This is a genomic window from Streptomyces glaucescens (assembly GCF_000761215.1).
Lineage (GTDB): Bacteria > Actinomycetota > Actinomycetes > Streptomycetales > Streptomycetaceae > Streptomyces > Streptomyces glaucescens_B.
In genome coordinates, this window is sequence record NZ_CP009438.1 from 3,725,073 (window position 1) to 3,751,209 (window position 26,137).

Annotated in this window: 24 protein-coding genes, 2 tRNA genes and 1 other RNA gene; 13 read left to right on the forward strand and 14 right to left on the reverse strand. The window is 75.2% G+C overall.

The features are described 5' to 3' along the window. Window positions 1–8 precede the first annotated feature (8 nt). From SGLAU_RS16125 to SGLAU_RS16135, 3 genes are all read left to right on the forward strand, one after another. Complete coding sequence (locus SGLAU_RS16125; protein WP_063838877.1) at window positions 9–1,352, forward strand: histidine kinase; 1,344 nt, start codon at window positions 9–11, stop codon at window positions 1,350–1,352. Further along, window positions 1,349–1,957 carry a response regulator transcription factor gene (locus tag SGLAU_RS16130; protein ID WP_043502185.1) on the forward strand — a complete coding sequence of 203 codons (609 nt, stop codon included), beginning with the start codon at window positions 1,349–1,351 and terminating at the stop codon, window positions 1,955–1,957. Before SGLAU_RS16125 ends, SGLAU_RS16130 begins: the two co-directional genes overlap by 4 nt. A gap of 23 nt (window positions 1,958–1,980) precedes the next feature. After that, window positions 1,981–2,056, forward strand: a tRNA-Gly gene (locus SGLAU_RS16135). A gap of 40 nt (window positions 2,057–2,096) precedes the next feature. Here the strand turns inward: SGLAU_RS16135 and SGLAU_RS16140 are convergent. From SGLAU_RS16140 to ffs, 6 genes are all read right to left on the reverse strand, one after another. Continuing rightward, window positions 2,097–2,996 (reverse strand): phosphoribosylaminoimidazolesuccinocarboxamide synthase, encoded by a 900-nt coding sequence (locus SGLAU_RS16140; protein WP_043502188.1) that lies wholly within the window; start codon window positions 2,994–2,996, stop codon window positions 2,097–2,099. Between the two features lie 68 nt (window positions 2,997–3,064). Then, window positions 3,065–4,579: a N,N-dimethylformamidase beta subunit family domain-containing protein gene (locus tag SGLAU_RS16145; protein WP_043502190.1), complete on the reverse strand. Its 1,515-nt coding sequence runs from the start codon at window positions 4,577–4,579 to the stop codon at window positions 3,065–3,067. A 185-nt stretch (window positions 4,580–4,764) separates the two neighbouring features. Further along, a complete protein-coding gene (locus SGLAU_RS16150) occupies window positions 4,765–6,687 on the reverse strand; it encodes a hypothetical protein (protein WP_043502191.1) in 1,923 nt (640 codons plus the stop codon). A 288-nt stretch (window positions 6,688–6,975) separates the two neighbouring features. Then, a complete protein-coding gene (gene purD / locus SGLAU_RS16155) occupies window positions 6,976–8,229 on the reverse strand; it encodes a phosphoribosylamine--glycine ligase (RefSeq protein ID WP_043502193.1) in 1,254 nt (417 codons plus the stop codon). Window positions 8,230–8,383: 154 nt separating this feature from the next. Continuing rightward, window positions 8,384–10,855, reverse strand: coding sequence for a DNA polymerase III subunit gamma and tau (locus tag SGLAU_RS16160; RefSeq protein WP_043502194.1), 2,472 nt, complete (start codon window positions 10,853–10,855; stop codon window positions 8,384–8,386). 181 nt (window positions 10,856–11,036) lie between these two features. Then, window positions 11,037–11,135: signal recognition particle sRNA small type (gene ffs / locus SGLAU_RS33165), an RNA gene on the reverse strand. A gap of 72 nt (window positions 11,136–11,207) precedes the next feature. On the opposite strand from ffs, the gene SGLAU_RS16165 reads away from it, so the two are divergent. After that, window positions 11,208–11,295, forward strand: a tRNA-Ser gene (locus SGLAU_RS16165). 142 nt (window positions 11,296–11,437) lie between these two features. Further along, window positions 11,438–11,659, forward strand: a complete 222-nt coding sequence (locus tag SGLAU_RS16170) for a hypothetical protein (RefSeq protein WP_043502195.1) — start codon at window positions 11,438–11,440, stop codon at window positions 11,657–11,659. 345 nt (window positions 11,660–12,004) lie between these two features. Here SGLAU_RS16170 and SGLAU_RS16175 read toward each other — a convergent pair whose 3' ends face one another. Both SGLAU_RS16175 and SGLAU_RS16180 read right to left on the reverse strand, forming a co-directional pair. Next, the gene (locus SGLAU_RS16175; RefSeq protein ID WP_043502197.1) at window positions 12,005–12,652 is read right to left on the reverse strand and encodes a response regulator; all 648 of its coding nucleotides are present in this window, start codon (window positions 12,650–12,652) and stop codon (window positions 12,005–12,007) included. After that, window positions 12,649–13,965 (reverse strand): sensor histidine kinase, encoded by a 1,317-nt coding sequence (locus SGLAU_RS16180; RefSeq protein ID WP_208868915.1) that lies wholly within the window; start codon window positions 13,963–13,965, stop codon window positions 12,649–12,651. Before SGLAU_RS16180 ends, SGLAU_RS16175 begins: the two co-directional genes overlap by 4 nt. Before the next feature lie 261 nt (window positions 13,966–14,226). On the opposite strand from SGLAU_RS16180, the gene SGLAU_RS16185 reads away from it, so the two are divergent. After that, the gene (locus SGLAU_RS16185; protein ID WP_043502199.1) at window positions 14,227–14,799 is read left to right on the forward strand and encodes a GlcG/HbpS family heme-binding protein; all 573 of its coding nucleotides are present in this window, start codon (window positions 14,227–14,229) and stop codon (window positions 14,797–14,799) included. A gap of 2 nt (window positions 14,800–14,801) precedes the next feature. Here SGLAU_RS16185 and SGLAU_RS16190 read toward each other — a convergent pair whose 3' ends face one another. The 4 genes from SGLAU_RS16190 to SGLAU_RS16205 form a co-directional block, all read right to left on the reverse strand. Then, complete coding sequence (locus SGLAU_RS16190; RefSeq protein ID WP_043502201.1) at window positions 14,802–16,568, reverse strand: copper resistance protein CopC; 1,767 nt, start codon at window positions 16,566–16,568, stop codon at window positions 14,802–14,804. A 79-nt stretch (window positions 16,569–16,647) separates the two neighbouring features. Beyond that, entirely contained in the window at window positions 16,648–17,121 is a 474-nt protein-coding gene (locus tag SGLAU_RS16195; RefSeq protein ID WP_043502202.1) for a cupin domain-containing protein, read from the reverse strand. A gap of 41 nt (window positions 17,122–17,162) precedes the next feature. Beyond that, window positions 17,163–17,774, reverse strand: a complete 612-nt coding sequence (locus SGLAU_RS16200; RefSeq protein ID WP_078958055.1) for a GNAT family N-acetyltransferase — start codon at window positions 17,772–17,774, stop codon at window positions 17,163–17,165. A gap of 7 nt (window positions 17,775–17,781) precedes the next feature. Continuing rightward, complete coding sequence (locus tag SGLAU_RS16205) at window positions 17,782–19,872, reverse strand: penicillin acylase family protein (RefSeq protein ID WP_043502205.1); 2,091 nt, start codon at window positions 19,870–19,872, stop codon at window positions 17,782–17,784. An 82-nt stretch (window positions 19,873–19,954) separates the two neighbouring features. Between SGLAU_RS16205 and SGLAU_RS16210 the strand changes: the two genes are divergently transcribed. The 4 genes from SGLAU_RS16210 (at window position 19,955) to SGLAU_RS36710 (ending at window position 22,054) form a co-directional block, all read left to right on the forward strand. Beyond that, window positions 19,955–20,677: a siderophore-interacting protein gene (locus SGLAU_RS16210; RefSeq protein WP_043502207.1), complete on the forward strand. Its 723-nt coding sequence runs from the start codon at window positions 19,955–19,957 to the stop codon at window positions 20,675–20,677. Window positions 20,678–20,751: 74 nt separating this feature from the next. Further along, window positions 20,752–21,351, forward strand: coding sequence for an HhH-GPD-type base excision DNA repair protein (locus SGLAU_RS16215; protein WP_043502208.1), 600 nt, complete (start codon window positions 20,752–20,754; stop codon window positions 21,349–21,351). Between the two features lie 207 nt (window positions 21,352–21,558). Further along, window positions 21,559–21,882, forward strand: coding sequence for a hypothetical protein (locus SGLAU_RS16220; RefSeq protein WP_043502210.1), 324 nt, complete (start codon window positions 21,559–21,561; stop codon window positions 21,880–21,882). 46 nt (window positions 21,883–21,928) lie between these two features. Then, complete coding sequence (locus SGLAU_RS36710; protein ID WP_279628003.1) at window positions 21,929–22,054, forward strand: hypothetical protein; 126 nt, start codon at window positions 21,929–21,931, stop codon at window positions 22,052–22,054. A gap of 26 nt (window positions 22,055–22,080) precedes the next feature. On the opposite strand, the gene SGLAU_RS16225 is transcribed toward SGLAU_RS36710, so the two are convergent. Next, the gene (locus SGLAU_RS16225) at window positions 22,081–23,745 is read right to left on the reverse strand and encodes a helicase HerA-like domain-containing protein (RefSeq protein ID WP_043502211.1); all 1,665 of its coding nucleotides are present in this window, start codon (window positions 23,743–23,745) and stop codon (window positions 22,081–22,083) included. A 118-nt stretch (window positions 23,746–23,863) separates the two neighbouring features. On the opposite strand from SGLAU_RS16225, the gene SGLAU_RS16230 reads away from it, so the two are divergent. Together SGLAU_RS16230 and SGLAU_RS16235 are read left to right on the forward strand one after the other, a co-directional pair. Next, window positions 23,864–24,160, forward strand: coding sequence for a type II toxin-antitoxin system VapB family antitoxin (locus SGLAU_RS16230; RefSeq protein WP_004943146.1), 297 nt, complete (start codon window positions 23,864–23,866; stop codon window positions 24,158–24,160). Between the two features lie 131 nt (window positions 24,161–24,291). Further along, window positions 24,292–24,921, forward strand: a complete 630-nt coding sequence (locus SGLAU_RS16235) for a LytR C-terminal domain-containing protein (protein ID WP_043502212.1) — start codon at window positions 24,292–24,294, stop codon at window positions 24,919–24,921. 247 nt (window positions 24,922–25,168) lie between these two features. Here the strand turns inward: SGLAU_RS16235 and upp are convergent, their stop codons facing one another. Beyond that, complete coding sequence (gene upp, locus SGLAU_RS16240) at window positions 25,169–25,804, reverse strand: uracil phosphoribosyltransferase (protein ID WP_043502214.1); 636 nt, start codon at window positions 25,802–25,804, stop codon at window positions 25,169–25,171. 111 nt (window positions 25,805–25,915) lie between these two features. Here upp and SGLAU_RS16245 point away from each other — a divergent pair, with 111 nt between their 5' ends. Further along, window positions 25,916–26,110: a hypothetical protein gene (locus tag SGLAU_RS16245; protein ID WP_043506665.1), complete on the forward strand. Its 195-nt coding sequence runs from the start codon at window positions 25,916–25,918 to the stop codon at window positions 26,108–26,110. Window positions 26,111–26,137 lie beyond the last annotated feature (27 nt).

The following is a 26,137-nucleotide window of genomic DNA, read 5'->3' on the forward strand; positions in this document are numbered from 1 at the left end:
GCGGTCACGTGTCCGGGCCGGGGAAGTGGTGGCGGCGCAAGAGCACGCCGGCGAAGGTCGAGACGTACACGCGCTGGTCGTTCCACTCCTTCGCCGCCGCCGAGGTGACGGTCTTCGGCCTTCCGGTCCTCGGCGAGGTGCCGCTGCCGTACGCGCCCTGGCTTTTCCTGCTGACGTGCGCGCACGCGGCGTTCGGGGCGGTGGTGGCCAGCCGGGCGCTGGACTGGACGCGCGGCCGGCGCGCGCAGCCGCTGCCGCTGATGTCGGCGTACGGGGCGACCAGCGCCCTGTTCGCGGGCCTCGTGCTCTGGCTCGCCGACCAGGACCTCGGCGGTGACGACACCCCCACCGCGCTGGGCACGGTGACCGCCGGCCTGCTCTTCTTCGGCGTCGGGATGATCACGCTCGGCGTCCGCAGCAGGCGCCGGGTGCTCGGGCTCGTGCTCGGCTGCTCGGCGGGCGTCGGCCTGCTCGCCCTGGCGCTGGGCGCCGGCACGGCCGCGCTGGTGGCGGCGCTCGCGGTCCTGTTCGGCACCGGCTTCTTCGCCATGACCTCGGTGTTCTCCGTCTGGCTGGTCAACGCGGTCTACGAACTCGACGAGGCCCGCGAGACCCGGGCCCGGCTCGCCGTCGCGGAGGAGCGGCTGCGGTTCGGGCGCGACCTGCACGACGTCATCGGCCGCAACCTCGCGGTCGTCGCCCTGAAGAGCGAACTGGCGGTGCAGCTCGCCCGGCGGGGGCGCGAGGAGGCCGTGGAGCAGATGCTGGAGGTGCAGCGCATCGCGGTGGAGTCGCAGCGGGAGGTGCGGGACGTCGTACGGGGTTACCGGGAGGTCGACCTCGGCGTCGAGCTCCTGGGCGCGCAGGGCGTCCTGAAGGCCGCCGGGATCGACTGCGAGGTCACCGGTGACGCGGCAGGACTGCCCGCGGAGGTCCAGTCGGCGCTCGGCTGGGTGGTGCGGGAGGCGGCCACGAACGTGCTGCGGCACGGGGACGCGGCGCGGTGTTCGGTGGGGCTGGAGTGGCATGGGGGGCACGTGGTGCTGACGGTGGAGAACGACGGGGCGGAGACCGCCGCCGCGGGCAGCGGCGGCGGCAGCGGCCTCGCCGGGCTGCGGGAGCGGCTGCGGGCGGTCGACGGCACGCTGGAGGCCGGTCCGGCCGGGAAGGGGACGTTCCGGGTGGTGGCGAGGGTGCCGGTGGGGGGTGTGCCGGTGGGCGGTGAACCGGTGGCCGGCGCGACGGGGCGCGGTGGGCCGGTGGGCGGGGAGCCGGAGGACCGGGGCTTCCCGGACGGGGACGGGCCGGCCGGCGCGGAGCCCGTGGCCGCCGAGCGGGGGGCCGTCGCGTGAGTGTGCGGGTGCTGCTCGCGGACGACGAGCACCTCATCCGGGGCGCGCTCGCCGCACTGCTCTCCCTGGAGGACGACCTCCTCGTCGTCGCCGAGGCGGCGAGCGGGCCGGAGGCCCTGGCCATGGCGCGGGCCCACGTGCCCGACGTGGCGGTGCTCGACCTCCAGATGCCGGGGGCGGACGGTGTGAAAGTCGCCACATCGCTGCGGACCGAACTGCCGGGCTGCCGAGTGCTGATCGTGACCAGTCACGGCAGGCCCGGGCACCTGAAGCGGGCACTCGCGGCGGGAGTGCGGGGCTTCGTGCCCAAGACCGTGAGCGCCCAGCGGCTCGCCGAGATCATCCGCACCGTGCACGCCGGAAACCGTTACGTCGACCCGGAATTGGCCGCGGACGCGATCTCCGCCGGGGATTCGCCGCTGACCGCGCGGGAGGCCGAGGTGCTGGAGCTGGCCGCCGACGGGGCGCCGGTCGCGGAGATCGCCGAGCGGGCCGCGCTGTCCCAGGGGACCGTGCGGAACTACCTGTCGTCGGCCGTGTCGAAGCTGGGCGTGGAGAACCGTCATGCGGCGGTGCGTCTCGCCCGCGAGCGAGGTTGGGTATAGTTGCTCTCGCGCCACGGCGCAACGCGGACGTAGCTCAGTTGGTAGAGCGCAACCTTGCCAAGGTTGAGGTCGCGAGTTCGAGCCTCGTCGTCCGCTCCAGTCACCAAGGCCCCGGTCACCGACCGGGGCCTTCGGCGTGTCAGCTCCAGGCGCCGCCCGTCAGACGCTCGTACGCCTCCACGTACTTCGCCCGCGTCGCCTCCACCACGTGCTGCGGCAGCGGGGGCGGCGGCTGCTCGCCGCGGCGGTCCCAGCCCGACTCGGCGGAGGTCAGCCAGTCCCGGACGAACTGCTTGTCGTACGACGGCTGCGCGCGGCCCGGCTGCCACTGGTCGGCCGGCCAGAAGCGGGAGGAGTCCGGGGTCAGCACCTCGTCGGCGAGGACGAGCGTGTCGCCCTCGAAGCCGAACTCGAACTTGGTGTCCGCCAGGAGGATCCCCCGGTCACGGGCGATGTTCCGGGCCCGGGTGTACACGGCGAGGGTGGCCTGGCGCAGCTGGGCGGCGGTCTCGACGCCGACCTGGCGGGCGACCTCCTCGTAGGACACGTTCTCGTCGTGCTCGCCGACCGCCGCCTTGGTGGCCGGGGTGAAGATCGGGCCGGGCAGCTCGGACCCGTCGGTCAGGCCCTCGGGGAGGGCGAGGCCGCAGACCGTGCGGGACTCGTTGTACTCGGCCAGGCCGGAGCCGGTGAGGTAGCCGCGGGCCACGCACTCCACCGGGACCATCCGCAGCGACTTGCAGACCAGGGTGCGGCCCGCCCAGTCGGCGGGTGCCCCGGCGGGCAGCTCGGTGCTCAGCACGTGGTTCGGGACCAGGTCGGCGAGCTGGTCGAACCACCACAGGGAGAGCTGCGTGAGGACCCGGCCCTTGTCGGGGATCTCGGTCGGCAGCACCCAGTCGTAGGCCGACAGGCGGTCACTGGCGACCATCACGAGGTCGCCCGCCTCGTTCTGGTACAGGTCGCGCACCTTGCCGGTGTGCAGATGCACCAGACCCGGAACCTGGATCGGCTCGGGCTTTTCGACGAATCCGGACACGGTTCCTCCCCGTGGTTCTGTCCAATGGCTCGATTCTCCCGTACGCCGACGGGATCCAGGACAGTGGGTCAGTCACGTTTGCAGATGCGGTCCAGGAGGTTGGCGGTGGCGCGCTGGATACGCGGGTCGACGTGGCCCGGGCGGTCCAGTGCCGGGGACCAGGCGAAGGTTCCGGACGCGAAGACCCAGGCGCCGGAGGGGGAGCGGTAGAGGGACGTCTCCTGGTGGCGGGTGACGCCGTCCGGGTCCGTGTAGGGCGAGTGGGCGAGCAGGACGCGCTCGTCGTGGTCGGGGAGCGGGGCGCGCGGGAAGTAGCGGTCGGCCTCGCCCGCGACCAGCCCCTCGATCGGGTCGCCCTCCCGCGCGCCGGTCGCCTCCCACAGCCAGTGGCCCGCGTTGCGGACGATCAGCGGATGGGGTGCGGGGACGCGGCCCGCGTACTGGATGCCGAGCAGCTCCTGCTCGGGCCGGTCGACCTCCCGCCACAGCACGGGTCTGCCGGGGCCCTGGCGCTTGCGGCAGGTCAGCAGGCGGTCCGGGCTGCCGGAGGGCGACGGGCCCAGCTCCACCTGCCAGTACACCGAGTTGGAGGAGAGGAAGACCAGGGAGGTGCCGTGGTCGCGGGCCTGCTCGGCGGCCCGGCGCATCTGCGGCGACCAGTACTCGTCGTGGCCGGGGAAGACCAGGCCCCGGTAGCGGGTGGGGTCGACCCGGCCGGCGTGCAGGTCGCGGGCGTCCGCGTAGGCGAGGTCGTAGCCGTAGCGCTCGGCCCAGCGGATGACGTCGTAGGCGTGGCCGACGTGCAGCGGGAGGCCGGCGCCCGCGTACGGGCGGTCGAAGGAGACGGTGGTGGCGGCGTCGCGCTCGCCGAGCAGCCGGCCGTCCTCGTCCCAGGCGTGGTAGAGGCTGGCGCCGGTGCGGCCGTCCTCCGGGTAGAGGTTGTACGCCTGCCAGGTGACGTCCGGCAGCACCAGCAGCAGGTCGGCCGGGCGGTCGTCGCGGACGGTGAAGGGCACGTGGGAGCGGTGGCCGTCCGCGGTGGTGAGGACCGCCACATAGGCGCCCACCTTCCAGTGGGCAGGGATCTGCAGGCGCCAGGACAGCCACCAGTGGTGGCAGGAGACGGTGCGGTCGGCGGCGAGCGGCGCGGGCTGGACCATGCCGGACAGCCGCGGACTGCTGGTGATCTTGGCGGCGCCGTCGCCGGCGTAGTGGCCGATGCGGTAGACGTCGACGCCGAACTGCTGGGGCGGGTCGACGGTGATGTGGAAGTCGACGGCCTCGCCGGGGGCGACCGCGCCGGTGGACGTGAAGCCCTTGATCTGGAGGCGCACGTCGTCGGCGGAGCGGATGGGGCCGCCGGAGCCGGCACGGGGGGCCGGCACGCGCCCGCCCGGCCGGCGGGCCGGGGCCTCGCCGTCCGGGGCGGCGGCCGGGTCCACGTACCACGGGACGACCTGGCCGGTGTCGCCGAAGTACGTCTCACTGCCGCGCAGCCAGGGGAGCGGGCCCTGGCCGAAAGGATCCGTCACGGCGTGCGCCAGTGCCCCCGACTCCCAGCGGTGGATGCGATCCGGCCCCATGGTCCGTGCTCCCCTCCCTCGGGCCCCTGTGTGTCGTCGTCCGCGTGCGGTGATGGGCTTGTCGTATGTCGCGCGCCCTTGCCATGTGCGTGTTCGGTCCCAGCACATCACATTCCGCACGGACTCCGTCACCGTTCGTTTCGAATCGACCGGAAACGGAACGCCGGACTCCGGGAGGCCGGGGGTCAGACGAGGCGGACCGGCTTCTCCGGGCGTATGCCGATCTCGGTCAGCCAGGCCCGCAGGGGCGCCGGATCGCCGTACTCGATGAGGCTGAGGACCTTCGGGGCGAGATCGGCCGCGCGCTCGCCCTTCACCAGGAGCGACGGCCCGTCCAGCCAGTCCAGGCCGGGGGTGGCGCCCGCGGTGTCCATCGCGGCGCAGCAGACCATCGCCGTGATGTGGTCGGCGAGCACCTCGCGCGGGGTGCGCGGGGGCTGGAGCGGGAAGAGGGGGAGGCTGCCGTCGTCCCAGAGCGGGGCGTCGGGGGCGACGGCCGGGGCGGCTGCCGGGACCGACGTCTCCTCCTCGCGGGTCAGTTCCTCGCTCAGACCGGCGGCGAGGGCGGTGCAGCGCGGGCTGGGGGCGGGGTGGTCGTCGAGGTCGCCCAGGCCTCCGGGGGCGTCGAGGTCGCCGAGGCCTTCCGGGGCGTCGAGGTCGCCGAGGTCACCAAGGTCCCCGAAGTCGCCGAGAGCGCCGGGCCGGCCGGGAGACCCGGGAGCGTGCGCGCCGGTGCCGGGACCGTCGGCGGGCGCCGGGAGCCCGGTGCCGTACGCCGGTGACTCCCCCGCGGGCGGCGGGCCCTCGTCTCCCGGGGACCGCTGCGGCCCGGACGGCTCGTCCGCCAGGTGGTCGAGGACGCGGGCCAGGGTGGGCCCCTGGGCGCCGGGGGCGGTGCGGCGGACCCCGAGGGTGTCGAGGACGCGGTGGAGGCGGGCCGCGTCGGTACGCCACTTGCGGTCGACGACCTCCTCCGGATACTCCTGCCAGTCCACCGGGGACCAGTCCGGGCCCGGCTCGGCCGGGCCGCCGTGGAAGAGCCGGGCGGCGAGCAGCGAGGCGGCCTCGTCCACCACTCCGGGCTCCTCGAGCAGGTCGCAGGCCGGGCGCTCGCCGAGGCGTGAGGCGAAGCCCTCGGCCAGCCGGTCGCGCCGGGACAGCTCGGTGAGGGCGGCGACGACACCCGCGTCCAGCCGGGAGGGCCAGCGGCCCATCCGCCAGGCGGGCAGCGCCACCCGGGTCAGCAGCCGGTCCCAGCCCGCGTACGCCAGGCCGACCTGTTCCTGGGCGACGATCCGCAGTCCGTAGTCCACGGCCTGGGCACGCTCGGCGGCGGCCGCGGCGACACCCCGCTCCATCTCGGCGGCGTGCTCCCGGCAGCCGCGCAGCAGCAGCCGGGCCAGCCAGGCGGCGCCGGCGCCCGGCCACCGGGTCAGCGGGCCGCGCCCCGGGGCGGAGGCGACGGCCACCGCGGCGTCCAGGCCGCGCACGAAGCGCCGGGCGGCCGCTATGTCGGGGTGGGCCGACGGGCCCGTACCGGCGACGACCGGGGCGAGGACGGCGCGCAGCTCGCCCACCCGCATCCACCACAGGAACGGGGAGCCGATGACGAGGACGGGCGCGGCCTGCGTACGGCGGTGGGCGCGGCGGCCCGGACCGGGCGGCAGGACCGGGTCCTCGGGCGGGGGCGGGCCGTGGGCGCGGTGGCTGCGGTCCTCCAGCCAGCTGTCGCAGTCCGGGGTGAGCGCTATGGCCGAGGGGGCCGGGACGTCCAGGCGGTCGGCGAGGTCGCGCACCAGCCGGTACAGGTCCGGGGCGGCCTCCTCGGCGATCGGGACGGTGGGACTCACGGCGGGACGCGCGCGGGCGACGACCAGCGCGAAGCCGCCCGCGGCGAGCAGCACGACCAGGGCGAGCGCGCCCACGGCCCAGCGGGCGGCGCCCCAGCCGGGCCCCGTCAGCCGGCCGGTGGAGCCACCGGCCAGCAGGACCACCGCGACGGCGGCCGGCAGCAGGGCCACGGCCAGCGCCCGGCTGCGGATCCGCAGCACGGCCAGCGCCCGGCCCCGCGCGGCCCGCGCTCCCGCCTCCACTCCGATTCCGGTCACGACCGGACCTCACCCCCTCCCGTCCCGGCTGCTCCGGCTGTCCTGGCGTTGCTCACTCCCCCACTGTGGCACCCGCCACTGACATCGCAATGCCGGTGGGCCAAGTGCCGGAACGCTTGCGCCGCACCCTAGTTGGGGGTTCGGCCCCCGTCAGCCGTACATCGGATCGGTCACTCGATGGAATGGCTCTGGGGAAAGGTGGATGACGCTGGGCAAAGGTCAGGCCCCGGATTCCTTCGGGAGTCCGGGGCCTGGATCGTGCCTGGTGGGCGGGTGTACCGAGGGGCGCTACCGGCCCTCCGCCGCCTTCGCCGCGATGTCCGTGCGGTGCTGGGAGCCGTCGAGGCGGATACGGCCGACCGCCTGGTAGGCACGCTCGCGGGCCTCCGTGAGGTCCTTGCCGGTCGCGGTGACGGACAGCACCCGGCCACCCGCGCTGACCACGGCGTCCCCGTCCCGCCTGGTGCCCGCGTGCAGGACGTACGCGTGCGGGGCGTCCTGGGCGGCGACCTCGTCCAGACCGGTGACGGGGTCACCGGTGCGCGGGGTGCCGGGGTAGTTGTGCGAGGCGACGACCACGGTCACCGCGGCCTCGTCGCTCCAGCGCAGCGGCTCCAGGTCGGCGAGGTTGCCGGTGGCGGCCGCCATCAGCAGGCCGGCCAGCGGGGTCTTCAGCCGGGCCAGCACCACCTGGGTCTCGGGGTCGCCGAAGCGGGCGTTGAACTCGATGACCCGCACGCCGCGGCTGGTGATCGCCAGACCCGCGTAGAGCAGGCCGGAGAACGGGGTGCCGCGGCGGCGCATCTCGTCGACCGTCGGCTGGAGCACGGTCTGCAGGACCTCGTCCACCAGCTTGGGGTCGGCCCACGGCAGCGGGGAGTACGCGCCCATGCCGCCGGTGTTCGGGCCCTCGTCGCCGTCCAGGGCGCGCTTGAAGTCCTGGGCGGGCTGGAGCGGGACGACCGTCTCGCCGTCCGTGACGGCGAAGAGGGAGACCTCGGGGCCGTCCAGGTACTCCTCGATGACGACCCGGTCGCAGGCCAGCGCGTGCGCGCGGGCCTGGTCGAGGTCGCCGGTGACGACGACGCCCTTGCCGGCGGCGAGACCGTCGTCCTTCACGACGTACGGCGCGCCGAAGGCGTCGAGCGCCTCCTCGACCTCCTCCGGGGTGGTGCAGACGTACGAGCGGGCCGTGGGCACGCCCGCCCCCGCCATCACGTCCTTGGCGAAGGCCTTGGAGCCCTCCAGCCGCGCGGCCTCCCCGGACGGGCCGAAGACCGGGATGCCGGCCTCGCGGACGGCGTCGGCCACCCCCGCGACCAGCGGGGCCTCCGGGCCCACGACGACCAGCTCCGCGCCGAGCCGCGTGGCCAGCGCGGTCACCGCCGCGCCGTCGAGGGCGTCGACCTGGTGCAGCTCGGCCACCTCGGCGATGCCGGCGTTGCCGGGGGCGCAGTGCAGCGCGGTGACGGCGGGGTCGAGGGACAGGGAACGGCACAGGGCGTGTTCGCGGGCGCCGCTACCGATGACGAGGACCTTCACGGGGCCAGCCTAACCGGCCCGCCGCGGCGGGTTTTGTGCGGGCGCCCGAAGCGGGCCGGGCAGCGGGGTTGTCGGTTCCTCCGAGACGCGGCCCGGTGCCGGCCGGCCGGAGACGCAGGAGGGGCCGGGAGGGCGCCGGGAGTCCGCCGCGCGGCTACTCGTTGGTGAACTCCTCCACCACCGTCGCGCCCAGCTCGCGCACGATCAGCTCCTGGCCGGAGAGGGCCGACTCGTCGAGATCCGGGTCGTCGTCCTCGGGGATGTCGTCCTCCGGAGCGACCGGGGCCGGTTCCGGGGCGGCGGGCGGCGCGGGCACGGGGGCCGGGGCCGTGGCGGTGGCCGCCGCGGCCGTGGCGGCGGAGGGCGCGGCGGGCCCCGCGGACGGGGAGTGGGCGGGGCGCGTCGAGGTGGCCGTGGCCGTGCCGCCGTAGGAGCCGGTGGGGGCGGAGCCGTAGCCGCCCGCGGTGCCGCCGCCGTGACCGCCGCTCGCGCCGCCGCCGTAGCCGCCCGGGGTGCCCGCCGGGCCGGCGGTGCCCCCTGCGCCGTAGCCGCCGGTGAAGCCGGAGCCGCCGGAGGGGGCCGGGCCACCGCCCGACGGGTCGACGACGGCGTCGATCTTCCACTGCACGTTGAACTGCTCGGCCAGCGCCTGCCGCAGCACGTCCTCGCTGCCACTGCTCGCGAAGTTGTCGCGGGCTCCGGCGTTCACGAACCCGAGCTGGAGGGTGGTGCCGTCGAAGCCCGTCACCTGGGCGTTCTGGCTGAGCAGGATCCAGGTGAAGCGGCGGCGGTTCTTCACCGCCTCCAGGATGTTCGGCCACAGGGCACGCGGGTCGAGCCCGCCGGCCGGGGCGGCCGGGGCGGCCGGGGCGGGGGCGGCGGGCGTCGACGGGCCCGCCCCGAGCGCGCTCGGGGAGCCGTGCGCGCCCGGTGTGCTCGGTGGCTGGGCCGCCGCGGGACGGCCGGGGCCGCTGCCCGGGGCCGCTGCCGTGGGCCAGCCGCCCGGCCTGCGGCCCGCGCCGGCGGGAGCGGCGGTGGGCCAGGCCCCGGGGGCGGGGGCGGCGGGAGGCGCGGCAGCCGGGGCGGGGGCGGGCTCGGCCGGGGCGGTGCCGGCGGGCGCGGGGGCGGGAGGCGCGGCCGGGGTCCCGGCGCCGGCCGGATTCTGGGCGGGAGCCGGGGCCTGGACGGGAGCCGGGGCCTGGGCGGGAGCCGGGGCCTGGGCGGGAGCCGGGGCCTGGGCGGGAGCCGGGGCCTGGGCGGGAGCCGGGGCCTGGGGGGCCTGCCCGCCGGTGGGGGCCGGCTGCCCGGGCATGGGGGCCGCCGGGGCCGCGGGTGCTCCGGTGCCCCGTACGGCCGCGCGGGCCGCCGCGGCGGCGCCGCCCGGCGGCAGCGGAGCGGCGTGGCCCGCGGGGGCGTCCGGCACCGGGGCGTACCCCATGGCGGGCGCGGCGCCACCCGCGGAGAAGTTCACTCCGCGCTCGATCCGGTCGAGGCGGGCCATCAGGGACCGCTCGTCGCCGTACGCGGCGGGCAGCAGGACGCGGGCGCAGATCAGTTCGAGCTGGAGGCGCGGCGAGGTGGCCCCGCGCATCTCCGTCAGGCCCTCGTTGACGAGGTCCGCGGCACGGCTCAGCTCGGCGGCGCCGAACACACCGGCCTGGGCCTGCATCCGCTCCAGGACGTCGGCGGGGGCGTCGATGAGCCCCTTGTCCGCCGCGTCCGGCACGGCGGCGAGGATCACGAGGTCGCGCAGCCGCTCCAGCAGGTCGGCGACGAACCGCCGCGGGTCGTTGCCGCCCTCGATGACGCGGTCCACGACCTCGAAGGCGGCGGCGCCGTCACCCGTGGCGAAGGCCTCGACGACGGAGTCCAGCAGGGAGCCCTCGGTGTAGCCGAGGAGGGAGGTGGCCATGGCGTACGTCACGCCCTCCTCCCCCGCGCCGGCGAGCAGCTGGTCCATGACGGACATGGAGTCACGCACGGAACCGGCGCCCGCCCGCACGACGAGCGGCAGGACGCCGTCCTCGACGGGGATGCCCTCCTGCCGGCACACCTCGGCGAGGTAGTCCCGGAGGGTGCCCGGCGGCACCAGCCGGAACGGGTAGTGGTGGGTCCGCGACCGGATGGTCCCGATGACCTTCTCGGGCTCGGTGGTCGCGAAGATGAACTTGAGGTGCTCCGGCGGTTCCTCGACGACCTTGAGGAGCGCGTTGAAACCGGCCGACGTGACCATGTGGGCCTCGTCGATGATGTAGATCTTGTACCGGCTGGAGGCGGGTCCGAAGAAGGCCTTCTCGCGCAGCTCACGGGCGTCGTCCACACCGCCGTGGGACGCGGCGTCGATCTCGATGACGTCGATCGACCCGGGGCCGTTGCGGGCGAGGTCCCGGCAGGACTGGCACTCCCCGCAGGGCGTCGGGGTGGGACCCTGCTCACAGTTCAGACAGCGGGCCAGGATCCGCGCGCTGGTCGTCTTGCCGCACCCGCGCGGACCGCTGAACAGGTACGCGTGATTGACCCGGTTGTTCCGCAGCGCCTGCTGCAACGGGTCGGTGACATGCTCCTGCCCGATGACCTCGGCGAACGACTCCGGGCGATAGCGGCGGTACAGCGCGAGAGACGACACGCATACGAGGTTATAGGCGCCCACTGACAACCGGATCCGCCCGAAGATCCACGGCAACGGCCCCGAAGATCCACCGCGCAGACCCGGAAGATCCACGGCGGATCCGTCGGCGACGACGCCGGAGATCGCCGCGGTCACGGCGGAGACGAACCCCCGCTCGCCGGGCGGGACCCCGCCCGGGAACGCAAGCGCCCCCCACGCACCCGCCAGAGCCGACCTACCCTTGCTGCCTTCCGGCCCTGGGGGAGTTCAGTCAGATAGCGCCGCGTGAGGGGCTGCGCACAGCCTACCCGATGGCGGCCTGCGGGAACGAGTTCGCGAGCACTCTCTTCGGTCATGTAATGTTTGCGGCGGAGGATTCGCCTAGAGGCCTAGGGCGCACGCTTGGAAAGCGTGTTGGGGGCAACCCCTCACGAGTTCGAATCTCGTATCCTCCGCCAGCCCAGAGGGCCGGACCGCGAAAGCGGCCCGGCCCTCTGGCGTTCGTGTGTCCCGGCCCGTCCCGGCCCGTCCGGGCTGGTTTCGGCCGTTTCTGTGCCGATGGCCACAGCGGGCGGGCCGCGCGTGGGCGCATACTGAGTCATGACAAAGCCCGCGGCACCCAAGCGTCATCTGCCCACCAGCCCCTTCAAGGCCCCGGTCGCGCCGGTCCCCAAGCACTTCGCCCTGGGCGACCAGGTCACCCACGACGTGTACGGCCTCGGCCGGGTGGTCGGCATCGAGGCCGGGATCGCGGCGCTCGTGGATTTCGGCTCGGCGCAGATGCGGATCCTGAGCCCGTACGCCAAGATGACCAAGCTGTAGGACCGCCGTGCCTGGTCACGGCAGGCCAGGTCCGATCCGGGACCTGTAACGAAAGGCAGACCTCTCATCACCCCGACCTCGCTGTTCTCCGCCCCGGAAGGGCAACCCCGCCGTTCCGCCGCCGTCCCGCCGCCCCCGGCGACGAACCCGTTCCAGGCCCCGGACTTCGGGGAGGACCAGGTCTTCCCGTCCGAGGACGCGCAGACGCCCGCCCCGCATGGGCGTGCGACGCGGCCCGAGGGCGACTGAGGACGTACAGGCATGGCGAAGGCCCCGACCGTTCACCGGTCGGGGCCTTCGCCGTCGACGGCGCCCTGGGTGTTTCGGCGTCGTCGACGGCACCGCTCACGGGACCAGGCGGCGTTCCTTCGTCGCCGCCACCGCCGCCGCCCTCGTGGTGACGCCGAGTTTGTCGTAGATGCGGCGCAGGTGGGTCTTGACGGTGGCCTCGCTGATGTAGAGGGTGCGGGCGATGTCGCGGTTGGTGAGGCCCCGGACGAGGTGGCCGAGGATGTCGCGTTCGCGTGGGGTGAGGGTCGGCCGGGGGGTGCGCAGGTGGGACATCACCCGGCTGGCGACGGGGGGTGAGAGGGTCGTGCGGCCCTCGGCGGCGGCGTGGATGGCGGTGAAGAGTTCCTCGGGGCGCTCGGCCTTGAGGAGGTAGCCGGTGGCGCCCGCCTCGATGGCGCGGGTGATGTCCGCGTCGGTGTCGTAGGTGGTCAGGACCAGGACGTGGGGGACGGATGCCGGCCCGCCCCGTCCGTCCTCGCCCGCCGCCAGGATGCGGCGGGTGGTTTCGACGCCGTCCATGCCGTCGCCCAGCTGGAGGTCCATCAGGACGACGTCGGGGCGGAGTCTGCGGGACAGCGCGACCGCCTCCTCGCCCGTGGCCGCCTCGCCGGCGACCTCGATGTCCGGGGCGCTCGACAGCAGGGCGCGCAGGCCCGCGCGGACCACGGCGTGGTCGTCGCAGAGGAGGATCCGTACGGTCATTGCGGCTCCGCAGGTGGGCTGGTCAGGGGGATCGCCGCCGACAGGACCGTGCCTTCGCCGGGGGCGGACTCGATCGTCAGGGTGCCGCCGAGCTGACGGAGGCGGGCACGCATGGCGGGCAGGCCGTGGCCGCGGATGCCCGGGGCGCCCTCGGTGTCCGGGGCGAAGCCGCGGCCGTCGTCGGCGACGTCCAGGACGATCTGGTCGTCCAGACAGGTCAGGGTGATCGTCGCGGTGCCGGCCGCCGCGTGTTCGCGGACGTTGGCCAGGGCGCCCTGGGCGATGCGCAGCACGGCGGACTCGACCAGGGCGGGGAGGGGGGCGGCGGGGGTGCCTTCCGTGTGCAGGCGGACCGTCAGGGCGGCGTCGCTCTCCCGGGCCGCCAGCGCGGCCAGGGCGTCCCGCAGGCCCGTGCCGCCCGCCAGGTCGGCCGGGGCGAGGTCGTGGACGAAGCGGCGGGCCTCGGCGAGGTTGTGCTCGGCGACGGAGGCTGCGGTACGGACGTGGGAGCGGGCCGTTTCCGGGGCGGTCTCCCACAGGCGGTCCGCCGCCTGGAGCAGCATCCGCTGGCTGGACAGGCCCTGGGCGACGGTGTCGTGGATCTCCCGGGCCAGCCGTTCCCGCTCGGCGAGCATGCCCTCGCGGCGTTCGGTGGCGGCGAGGACGCGGCGGGTGCGGACCAGGTCGTCGATGAGGGCGCGCTGACGGGCCGACTGGCGTTCCATCGTGACGAACACGGCCGTCGCGATCGCGGCCACCGCCGGGGGTGCGAGGAGGACGTTCGGGTCGGCCCAGCCGGCCAGTTCGAGCTGGGCGGCCACGACCAGGGCGGTGAGCAGCGCGACCAGGGTGACCGCGGCGCGCGGCGGAAGGGTGCGCAGGCCGGTGTAGAAGAGCGGGACGGCGCACCACGCGAAGCTCGGGGCGAGGGCCACCAGGGCCGCCCAGGTGGCCACGACGGCGCCCAGCCAGATCAGGCGGCGCGCGGTGAGACGGGCGCCGAGCGCCGGGCCGAGCACGTACAGCGCCGCCAGCAGCACCGAGAGGGCGAGGACCCAGGGGGTGCGGGGTTCGGGACCGTGCCGGGCCAGGTAGCGGGCGAGGGAGGCGCCGAGCAGCACGAAGAAGGCGGTGTGCATGACGACGGTGAGGGTGGTGCGGGCGTCGCGTCCGGCGCCCTGCGCGTGCCGTCCGGCATCCTCCGCGTTCGGTCCGGCATCCTCCGCGTTCGGTCCCGCGTCCTCCACCGGTTCGACGTCCGGTGCCGGGTGCCGTACCGCGTCCCGTGCCGCGTCGTCCGTCGTGTGCCGCATGGCGCTCTCCCTCCCTCCCTGTCCGCGCTGAACTGGGCAAACATCTCCATTGTCGGCCCCGGCGGGCCATCCGGGGTCAGCCGTTCGGATGACCCCCGGGTCGTCCGGTCCGGTGCCGCGGCCGAGCCCCTGCGACGACCCGACGGGCCACGGCACGGCCGGAGGATCGGCAGTGGCTCGCCTCCCCGGTCGAGCGACGAGCCGAAACGAAGGCCGGCCGATGAGCCGGCCGCTGAGCCGATCGACGAGAGGTCACCCACCATGAAGCACGGCAAGAAGCTGTCCCGCCCCGCCCGCGTCCTGACCGGCGCCGCCCTGATCGCCGCCGTCGCCGCCACCGGCACGGTCGCCGCGAACGCCGCCGGCTCCACGGGCACGGCCGCACCCGCGAGCGCCCCGGCCGCCGCGTCGGGTGCCGCGCACGGCGACCTCACGCAGAGCACGCATCTGACGATCGACGCCGCCCTCGAGGGCGCCCGGGCCGCGCTGGACGCCGCCGAGAAGGACGGCCGGCACGTCACCGTCGCCGTCGTCGACCGCAACGGCAACACGATCGTCACCCTCCGCGGCGACGGCGCCGGGCCGCAGTCGTACGCGTCGGCCGAGAAGAAGGCGTACACCGCCGTCGCCTGGAACGCGCCCACCTCCGAGCTGGCCAAGCGCCTCCAGAGCGCCCCCACCCTCAAGGACATCCCCGGCACGCTGTTCCTCGCGGGCGGCGCCCCCGTCACCGCCAAGGGCGCGCCCGTGGCGGGCATCGGCGTGGCCGGGGCTCCCTCCGGCGACCTCGACGAGGAGTACGCCCGGGCCGGCGTGGCGGCACTCGGCCGCTGAGGTCACTCGATCCGCACGCCGCGCGCCACGGTGACCTGGTCGAACTCCGACACCCGCACGGTCACCTTCATCCGCCAGTCGCCGGGCACCGGCAGGTCGAGCCTGTCGGTGGCCCAGTAGCCGCCGCGGTCGGCGAGTCCGGCGTCGATCGGTCCGATGTCCTGGGCGGGGAGGGTGAAGGTGATCCGCAGTTCGGGGACGGCCACGGGGCCGCCGTCGGGGGCGAAGACGACGGCCTGGACGGAGTTCTCGCCGGTGCGGGCCGGGTCGAGGGTGATGTGGACCGTGCCGCTGCCGCCGGGGGTGCCGGTGTCGAAGGGCACGGTGGTGGTGGTCGTGGGCGGGAGCCCGGCCGCCGGTCCGGCCGCCGCCTCGGCCACGGCGCGGCCCGGCAGGGTACCGGTCAGCAGGGTCGTGAGCGCGAGCACCACCACGCCCACGGCCAGTTCGGCGAGCACGGTGCGGCGCAGGCGCCGCCGGTCGGGGCCGGCGGGCGTCCCGCCGGGCCGGCGCGGCTCGGGCGCGGGCAGCGGCGCCCGCGGCCGCGGCTGCGGGCCTGCCGGGCCCCCCACCGGCGCCGGGACCTGCTCCGGCAGGGCCGGGACCTCCTCGGCCTGCCCCGCCCGCCGGACCAGCCGTCGTGACGCCGCCGCCGCGCCCAGCAGCACCGCGACCGCCGCGAGTTTGAGCAGCAGGAGGCGGCCGTACGGGGTCCCGCGGAGCGCGTCGAGGGAGCCGAGGCCACGCCAGGACTGGTAGACGCCGGTGACCGCGAGGACGGTCACGGAGGTGAAGGCGAGGCGGGAGTAGCGGTGCACGGTCGTGGCGGGCAGGGTGTCGCGGCGCAGGCAGGCGAGCAGCGCGGCGAGACCGCCCAGCCAGGCGGCCATGGCGAGCAGGTGCAGCACCGAGGAGGTCATCGCGACCGGCACCTGGATGCCGGCGGAGGCGTGCTCGGCGGCGGCCCAGGTGAGGGCGAGGCCCACCGCCGGCACCGCGTGCAGCCAGGGCGTACGGCGCCTGGGCAGCCCGGCGAGCAGCAGGAGCAGGGCCACCCGGCACAGCAGGGCCGTCCCGGGGCGGCCGGTCGCGGTGCGTCTCAAGCCGTCCATGTCGAGGGCCGTCCACGGCGCCGTGCCCGTCTCGTAGGGGGCGCGCAGGAGGAACAGGGCGAGGGTCGTCGCGAGCAGGGTCCACCAGCCGGTGGTGAGCAGCCGGCGCAGGGGGCGGGTGTCGGGCGGGCGGCAGAAGGCGGCGAAGGCCGCGGTGCCGAGGAGGAGGGCCGCGGCGAGGTAGGAGAGGTGTCGGGCGAGGGTGTGCAGGACCCCGGTCGCCGGGTGCTCGGGCGGGCCGGTGTCCGGCAGCGCCGCCGTACGGCTGCGTTCGCCGACGGAGAAGGTGAAGGCGCCGGAGACGGGGTGGCTGTCGGCGGAGACCACGCGCCAGGCCACGGTGTAGGTGCCGGTGCGCAGGCCGGGCAGGGGGACGCGGACGGTGTCGTCGCCGTCGGGCGCGTGCCGTGCCTCGTCGATGCGGACCCGCCGGTTGTCGGGGCCGAACAGCCGCACGGAGCCGTCGAGCAGGCCGACCGACTCGGTGAAGGAGAGGGTGAGCTGCCGGGGCGCGGTCCTCAGGACGGTGCCGTCGCGGGGGTCGGTGCCGGAGAGGGCGGCGTGCGCGGCGGCGGGCGGGGCGGAGCCGAGGAGGACGAGCAGGGTCAGCAATGCCGCCAGGAGCGCCGGCCGGCGCAGTCGTCCGCCCACGTGCATCGGATCCGTACACCTCCGGGAAAGCCCGCCAGCACTCAGGAGTCATACGGATGCCGCGCCCCGCGCGTTCAGCCGCTTCTCATGGACGGCAGAGTTCCACGATCCGGCCGGCCTGGGACGGGTAACGTGCCGTCAGGTCGGCCGGGTCGCCGTGCTCGTAGTCGTCGTAGGTGAAGCCGGGGGCCATGGTGCAGCCGAAGAACGTCCAGGAGCCGCCCTCGGCGACCCGGCCGCCCATCCAGGTGTCCGCGGGCACGGTGAGCTGGACCTGCTGGCCGCCGAGGACGTCCGGGCCCAGCACGGTGGTGCGGGTCGTGCCGTCGGGGGCGAGCAGGAGGAGTTCCAGGGGGTCGCCGAGGTAGAAGTGCCAGATCTCGTCGGTGGGGAGACGGTGCAGCGCGGAGTGGTCGTCCCGGGTGAGCAGGGCGACGATGGCGCTGCCCTCGGGGCGGCCGTCCGGACGTTCGGGCCCGGCCCAGGTGCGCCGGAACAGGCCGCCCTCGCGCGGGATCGGTTCCAGTCCGTAGTGCGCGACAAGGTCTTCTGGCGTCACGCCGGGAAGGCTACCGCGGCGTCCGTCTCCGCCCGGGGCCGTCACTCCGGGAAGACGGTCTCCCTGCGCAGGAAGGCGAGCTGGGCCCGCTTCTGCGGGATGTGCACCTCCGGCAGGTCGACCTCGGGAAGCACCACCGCCGGGCCCGTCTCGAAGCCTTGCCTCGCGAACCGGGCGATGGCCTTCTCGTTGCGCACGTCCGGGTCGACGACGACCCGGCGCCGGCCCAGGGTGCGGAAGACGTATCCGGTGACGGCGGCCACCAGTCCGGCCGTCCAGCCGGAGCGCGCGCCGCCCGTCGCCGAGGAGGGAGCGAGGAGCAGGTGGACACCGATGTCGCCCGGCTCGACCTGGTAGCACTCGCTCACCCGGTCGGCCTCCGGCTCGTAGGTCTGGAGCAGGGCGGCCGGGGTGCCGTCCTTCACGACGAGGAAGGCGTGGTGGGTGTCGAGGGTCTCCATGTGGAGGTAGACGTCGGCGACCTGCTCCCGGGTCAGGCCGTTCATGCCCCAGAAGGCGGCCCGCTCCTCGCTGACCCAGCCGTGGACGACCTCGGCGTCCGCTGTGGCGTCGAGGGGCAGGATGCGGACGGTGCCGAAGCCGTCGACCGCCTCCTCGTGGACGGTTTCACGTGAAACATAGGGGTCGGACAGCGGCTGCTCAGACATCGGTCTCCTTCACGAGCTGATCCCAGTCGGTGACGACCGGGACGAGTTCTCCCCCGGTCCACAGGGGGAGCTGGTCACGGTGGTGCGGCGAGCCGGGCACGCCGGACGCGCCGAACGGCACCACCCAGCGGCTGTCCTCGCGCCGGGCCAGGTCCCACACGAAACGCGCGGCCGGGCCCCGGGCGGCCAGGTCGGTGAGGCCGGGGACGGCGGAGGTGCACAGCACGCAGTCGTGGTCACCGGACAGGCCGGGCTCGTCGTACGACGTGCCGGTCAGCGCCCGCCAGGGGGCGAGGCGGTGGGTGTCGCCCCAGGCTCCCCGCGGCGGCTCCCCCGCGACCTCCTCCAGCGCCTCACGCAGCAGGGCGGGACGGTCGATGCCGTACAGCTCCCGCGCGCGCAGGAGGTGTTCGAGGGCGTAGCCGATGCGTACGGTCGGGTTGAGCCAGGGCATCAGGGCCTCGGGGTACGCGGGCACCCGGGTGAGCGGTGCGAACACCGGGTGTGCGGCGAGGCGGCGGACGAGCGCGCCGCGCACGGCCGCGTAGGCGGCGGCATCGGTGCTGCCGGCGTCCATGTGGCGGTCCCAGCGCAGCAGCCGGCCGCGCAGCCGTTCGGCCTCGGGGGTCAGGCCGTCGAGGGCGGCGAGCCCGTCGAGGAGGGGCGCGGCGGAGGCGAGGTGGGTGTCCATGTGGAGCGCGGGCATGTCGCCTGCCGCCCAGCGTTCCTTCTCCGCGAGCAGGGCGGCGATGCGCTCGGCGCGGTGCGGCGGGGCGAACTCGACGCCCAGGGGCCCCGCGGGGCCGCGCTGGTTGGCCATGACGGCGACACCGTCCGTGAGGCCCGCGCGAGGCGGCTCCAGCCAGCCGGTCCACTCGTGGCCGGGCTCCCAGGCGGGGACGGGCCGCACCCGGTTGGCGAGGGGCCGCTGCGGCACCCGGCCCGCGACCCGGTGCAGGGTGCCGCCCCGGGTGTCGGCGGCCTGGACCACGTTGACCGGCTCGGCCCACCGGTCGAAGGCCCGGTCGACGTCGGCCACCGTGCGGGCCCGCAGCAGCGGCAGCAGGGCGCCGAAGCCGAGGTCGGCGGTGACGCGGGGCGGGTAGCGCAGGCTGAGGGCCAGCGGGGTGCCGTCGTCGAGGCCTTCCGGGCCGCCCGCGACGACCGGGCCCCGGTCGGTCTCGATCACCTCGACGGGCACCATCTCCTCGCCGCGCACCTCGACGTACTCGGTGTGCAGGGCGGCACGGTGCCAGGCGCCGTCGGGGCCGAGGGCCTCCACCCCGGCTCCGGTGCGGCGCAGCCGTTCCTCGTAGAGGTCCTGGTAGTCGGCCATCGCGTTGGTGATGGCCCAGGCGACGTGGCCGGTGTGGCCGAAGTGGGCGATGCCGGGGATGCCGGGCACGGCGAGGCCGATGGCGTCGAACTCGGGGCACGACAGGTGGATCTGCTGGTAGACGCCGGGGTCCTCGATCCAGCGGTGGGGGTCGCCGGCGATGACGGCGTGGCCGGTGACGGTGCGTTCGCCGGAGACCAGCCAGCCGTTGCTGCCGGAGGTGCCGGGCCCGTCGGTGGCGAACAGTCCGACGGCCTCGGGCCCCAGGTGCCGTACGGCGTGGGCGCGCCAGAGCTTGGCGGGGAAGCCGGCGAAGAGGATGTGGGTGGACAGCCAGACGGCGAACGGGGTCCAGGGCTCCCAGCGGCCGGGCGCGAGGCCGGTCCGGGTGAACTCGGGGGTGCGGCGGGCGCCTTCCGCGAGGGCGTCGTTGACGCCGTCGACGTACGCCCGGACGAACGCGGCCGACTCCGGGTCGCGTACGGTGAGGGCGTCGAAGCAGCGGCGGGCGGTGTCGGCCAGCCGGGCGCGGCGGGCGAGCAGGTCCCAGGAGAGGGCGTCGGTGCCGAGGAAAGCCGCCGACGTGCCCTGGGCCCGGTGGCGTTCGGTCTCGAGCTGCCAGGCGCGGTCGAGGGCGGTCACCCGGCCCTGGGCGCGGGCGAGTTCGGCCACGCCGCCGGCCCGCAGATGCGGGATGCCCCACGTGTCCCGGTAGATCCCGTCGCCCCCGGATCTTTCTGTCGTCACCCCTGTGACCCCTCTTTGCTTTAGGTTAGGCTTGCCTAAGTCATTTCGTGGCGGAATCGTACGCGAAGCGCGAGGGGGGTCCATGGGGCAGGGGCACGGCTGGCAGGGCGCGGTCCTGAAACTGATGCGCGGGAAGGACTACGTCCTCACCGTGACGGGCGCCGAGGACGTCACCGAGGACTACCGGCGGGTGCACCTCACCGACGGCGGGCTGCTCGCGGCCACCGGTGTCCACCCGACCATGTGGGTCCGGCTCTGGTTCGACAACGCGGGCAAGCCCCACCAGCGGGCCTACACCCTCGTCGACCCCGACCCCGCGGCCGGCACCTTCAGCCTGGAGTTCGCCCTCCACGAAGGGTGCGCCAGCGACTGGGCGCGGACGGCGCGGGCCGGGGACACCATCGAGGCGACCGTCCAGGGCACCGGCTTCCACCCGCCCGAGCCCGCCCCCTCGCACGTCTTCGCGATCGGCGACCCGGCGTCGCTGCCCGCCCTCAACTCGCTGCTCGGCGCGTTCGCCGCCACCCCCGCCACGCTCTGGTTCGAAGGGGCCACGGACGGACTGCCGTGCCGCGCGGACACCGCCCGGCACGAGATACGGACCGTGCCGCGCGAGGACGGCGGCGCCCGGCTCGCGGAGCGGGTCAGGGCCGAGCTGCCGGCCCTGCTGCGGGCCACCCCGCACCCGTACGTCTGGATCGCCTGCGACACCGCGACCACCCGCACCCTCGCCGCGTACGTCCGCAAGGAGCTGTCCGTGCCGAAGGAACGGCTGCACGCGCTGGGGTACTGGCGCGCGGACTGAGGGCCCCGGCGGGGCCCCGCACGGGGGAACCCGCCGGACGCGCGGCCCCGCCCCGGACGCGGGATCATCGCTCCATGGACGTCACCCTCCGACTCGCACAGGACCCGGACGCCGACGCGCTCCTCGGCCGCAGCCCGCTCGCCGCGCTGGTCGGCATGCTGCTCGACCAGCAGATCCCGATGGAGTGGGCGTTCAAGGGGCCGGCGACGATCGCCCGGCGGCTCGGCGCCGACGACCTCGACGCGCACGAGATCGCCGCCCACGACCCGGAGGCGTTCGCCGCGCTGCTCAGCGAGAAACCCGCCGTGCACCGCTACCCGGGCTCGATGGCCCAGCGGATCCAGCGGCTGTGCCAGTACCTCGTGGAGACCTACGACGGTGACGCCGAGGCCGTGTGGCGGGACGCGGGCAGTGGGCGCGAGCTGCTGGGACGGCTCCAGGAACTGCCCGGCTTCGGCAAGCAGAAGGCGCAGATCTTCCTCGCCCTGCTCGGCAAGCAGCTCGGGGTGCGGCCCGACGGGTGGCAGGAGGCGGCCGGGGACTACGGGCAGCCCGGGACCTTCCGCTCCGTCGCCGACATCACCGGGCCCCAGTCGCTGGCCAAGGTGCGGGCGCACAAGCAGGAGATGAAGGCGGCGGCGAAGGCCGCCAAGGCGGACGGGCAGCGCAAGTAGCGGTCGTTCGGGCGGCCCGTCCAGGTGGCGGGCGTCGGCCGCGCGGTCCGAGCTTGGACCATGGCCGAGGCACCGAGTCCCGCACGAACCGCGGGCCCGTCCTGGCGCCCGTACACCCGCGGCGCGCTCCGCCCCCGGGTAAGCCGAGCGGGCGGATCTCGCGGGTGGCGCGGTGCGTGCCGTGGGTCCGCCGGGGAGACGACTTCCGTGAGCACCACGGCGAGTCCCCGGCGCAGCCCGGTCCGGCTGCGGGTGCTCGTGCTGCTGCTCGCGCTGCTGATGCCGGGCACGCCCGGCGCGGTCGCCGCGACCCCGGTGGCGGCCGTGGCCGGCGAGGCCGCCGAGGCGGACCTCACCGAGGCGGCGCTGCGGCCCGTCACGCGGGGTGCCGGGCGTCCCGTCGCGTCCCGGCGGCCGCCGCGGGCCCGTACGGCCCGCCCGGCCCCGTCCCGCCCCCTCGCGGGCCCCGCCGCGCCGGCCCGCCCGCCCTACCGCCCGTGTGCCCTGCGCTCCGTGGTGCTGCGCTGCTGACCGGGCCCGCCCCGGTCCGTACCACCACGACGCAAGGAGCACAGCCATGCCCATGGATCCGTACGCGGTGCTGCGCGCCCTGGTCCGCGCCGAGGCGGCGCGCAGCGCACGGAAGCCGGAAGCACGGCAGCCGCGCCCGCAGCAGCCCTCGGTGAAGGAACGGCGCCGTTGACCCGCCCCCGGCACGGCCCGGCCGGGTCAGCGCCTGCGCCGGGCCGTGCCGAAGAGGGACCGGGTGATCTCCCGCCCGATCTGGGTGCCGACCGAGCGGGCCAGGGACCTGAACACACCGCTGCCGACGGCCTGTTCCAGGAGGGAGGCTTCGTCCTTCGCGCCCCTGCCGTCCTTCCGGCCCCGGCGGCCCCTCCGCTCCTCGTCCCTGTCGTCCCCGCCCCGGCCGTTCCTGTCGTCCGCCGGGCGTGAGGGCACCGTGGGCCGACGGACCGGCTCCGGTCGCGGCTCCTCGCTCCGTCGCAGCTTCTCGTACGCCGACTCCCTGTCCACAGCCTGTGCATACCGCTCGAAGAGCGCCGAGCCCGTCACCGCCCGGTCCAGCGCGGCCGGCTCCAGCGGGCCCATCAGCGACTCCGGCGCCCGCAGCCGGGTCGCGGCGACCGGGGTCGGCGCGCCCCGCTCGCTGAGCACCGTCACCACCGCCTCCCCCGTGCCCAGGCCGGTCAGCAGCTCCTCCAGGTCGTAGGCGGAGTCCGGGAAGGTGCGCACCGTGGCCTTCAGCGCCTTCTGGTCGTCCGGGGTGAAGGCGCGCAGCGCGTGCTGGACCCGGTTGCCGAGCTGGGCGAGGACGTCGGCGGGGACGTCCTTCGGGGTCTGGGTCACGAAGAAGACGCCGACCCCCTTGGAGCGGATCAGCCGCACCGTCTGCGTGACCGACTCCAGGAACGCCTTGGACGCGTCGCCGAACAGCAGGTGCGCCTCGTCGAAGAAGAACACGAGCTTCGGCTCGTCCACGTCCCCGACCTCGGGCAGGTCGTGGAAGAGGTCCGCCAGCAGCCACATCAGGAACGTGGAGAACAGCCGCGGCTTGTCCTGGACGGCGGGCAGTTCGAGGACCGAGACGACGCCCCGGCCGTCCGGCGCCGTCCGCAGCAGCTCCGCCGTGTCGAACTCCGGCTCCCCGAAGAACGCCCCCATGCCCTGCGCCTCGAACGCGGTCAGCGAGCGCAGGATCACCCCGGCCGTGGCCGCCGACAGTCCGCCGAGCTCCTTCAGTTCGGCCCTGCCCTCGTCGGAGGTGAGGAACGCGACGACCGCCCGCAGGTCCTTCAGGTCGAGCAGTTCCAGGCCCTTGCCGTCGGCGTAGTGGAAGACCAGCCCGAGGGACTGCTCCTGGGTCTGGTTCAGCCCGAGGACCTTGGACAGCAGGACCGGGCCGAAGCCGGTGACCGTGGCCCGTACGGGGATGCCGCGGCCGAGGCCGCCGAGGGCGTAGAACTCGGCGGGGAAGCCGGTCGCCGTCCACGGCTGGCGGACCTCGGCGGCACGTGAGCGGACCCTGTGGTCGTCCGCGCCCGGCGCCGCGATGCCCGACACGTCGCCCTTCACGTCGGCCAGGAACACCGGCACACCCTGCGCCGACAGCTGCTCGGCGATCAGCTGGAGCGTCTTGGTCTTGCCGGTGCCGGTGGCGCCCGCGACCAGCCCGTGCCGGTTGAGCATCGGCAGCGGGACGCGCACCCGCGCGTCGGGCAGGCACCGGCCGTCCCAGAGCAGGGCACCCAGGTCGAGGGCGGGCCCGTCGAAGGCGTATCCGGAGGCGATCCGGAGCGCCTCCGCGGGGAGCGCGGGAGCGCCTGCGGGCGGCTCGGGCGCGGGGGTGGCCGGCGGGGTCTCGCGGTCGCTCATGGCAGCCCTCTCACATCGGCCTCCGTTTCCGGTTCGCCCCGGTTCACGGCATCTTTTCCAGCGTCGCACTCGCTCTTCATGGCTGCGCCCGGAACGCCGGGACCGGTAGGCTTTCCGTGTGATCTTCAAGCGCATCGGAAACGGCCGGCCGTACCCCGACCACGGCCGGGAGAGCACCCGGCAGTGGGCGGACGTCGCGCCGCGCCCGGTCCGCCTCGATCAGCTCGTGACGACCAAGCAGCAGCTCGACCTGGAGACCCTGCTCGCCGAGGACTCCACCTTCTACGGCGACCTCTTCGCGCACGTCGTGAAGTGGCAGGGCGACCTCTACCTGGAGGACGGCCTGCACCGCGCAGTCCGCGCGGCCCTCCAGCAGCGCCAGGTGCTGCACGCGCGCGTACTCGAACTGGACTGACCGCCCGCGGGCCCCGATTGGCCCTTTCGGGTTCTCTTCACACTTTCCGCGCGACGTCGAGTGATCATCTAATAGGCATCGTCGCCCGCGCGCACTACGCTGCGCCCATGAGCATGCTGACTCCCCCCGGCATGGGCGGCCAGTACCGGATCACGGGGGACAAGTACCCGCGGATGCGCCGGCCCCGCAGGCGCGGCAGGCTCGTGGTCCTCGCCGCCGCCTCCGCCGCCGTCCTCGGCATGCTCGGCTGGGGCACCCTCCAGCTGGTCGACGTCTTCACCGGCAACGGGGACAAGGCCGCGGCGGCCGGGTCCACCACCCGCTGCCGCACCGGGGCCACCCCGTCACCGAGCGCGAGCAGGACCGCCGCCGCACTGCCCGAGCCGCGCGCCGTCACCGTGAACGTCCTCAACGCCACCACCCGCGCCGGCCTCGCCAGGAAGACCGCCGACGAGCTGAAGAAGCGCGGCTTCCGCATCGGGGACGTGGGCAACGCGCCGAAGCAGTACGACAAGAAGGTCAAGAGCGCCGGAATACTCCTCGGCCCGAGCGCCGCCCTCGACACCTCGCTGCCCGTGCTCGCCGCGCAGTTCCCGGCCGCCGAGCGCCGCACCGACGCCGCGCGCGCGGGCGCCGCCGTCGATCTGATCATCGGCGACGCCTTCACGTCCCTGGCCCCCCGGCCGGCCGCCGACAAGGCCCTGGCCGCACTGGCCGCCCCGGAGCCGGCACCGGCGACGACGGCGAAGAAGACCTGCTGAACGCCTGGGGACTGCGCCGGGGACCCGCACGGGACCACGGCCGGGACCCCCTGCGCACTCACGACCGGGAACGCCCACGGGACCATGGCCGGGTACCCCACGGGACCTTGCCGGGGATTCCCCCGACCCATGACCAGGAACCCTCGCGGACTACGACCGGGTACCCCCACGGGACCACGGCCGGGTGCCCCCGTCGGGCCTGCGGCCGGGCCGGCGCCGGCCGGCCGTGTCCGGCGCCCCGGGGCGGCTACTCCGCCGAGCCGTACATCCGGTCCCCGGCGTCGCCGAGGCCCGGGACGATGTAGCCCTGCTCGTTCAGCCGCTCGTCGACCGAGGCGGTCACGACCGTGACCGGGGTTCCGGCCAGCTCGCGCTCCATGACCTCCACCCCCTCCGGGGAGGCCAGCAGCACCACGGCGGTCACGTCGTCCGCACCGCGCGCGATCAGCTCCTGGATCGCCGCGACGAGGGTGCCGCCGGTGGCCAGCATCGGGTCGAGGACGTAGACCTGGCGGCCGGAGAGGTCCTCCGGCATCCGGGTGGCGTAGGTCGAGGCCTGGAGCGTCTCCTCGTTGCGGATCATGCCCATGAAGCCGACCTCGGCGGTCGGCAGCAGCCGCACCATGCCCTCCAGCATGCCGAGCCCGGCGCGCAGGATCGGCACCACCAGCGGGCGCGGGTGGGAGAGCTTGACGCCGGTGGTGCGGGCGACCGGCGTCTGGATGTCGACCTGCTCGGTGCGCACGTCGCGCGTCGCCTCGTAGGCGAGCAGGGTGACCAGCTCGTCGGCGAGACGGCGGAAGGTCGCGGAGTCGGTGCGCTGGTCGCGCAGCGTGGTGAGCTTGTGGGCGACCAGGGGGTGGTCGACGACGTGGAGACGCATGCCCTAACAGTAACCGCGCCCGCCGGCCCGTTCCGCTCGTCGCACGGTGGCGTCAAACCGCCCGTCCGGGGGAAAGTGGAGGACGGACTGGGAGGTGTGCCTGTGCCCGAGCTGCCGGACCTGCCCGCGCCCGATCCGTCGGACGACGGGTCCCGCCCGGAGACCGACGCGGAGCGCCGACGCCGGCGGGCGAGGTTCCTGCGGGAACTCGCCGAGGCCCGGGAACTTCGCGACCGTGTCCAGCCGCGCCGCGCGAAGGCGGCCCGGCTGCGCCACGCGATGCGTATGCGAACGTTCCGCTGGTAACCGCCGCAACGCACCCACCGGTGGGAA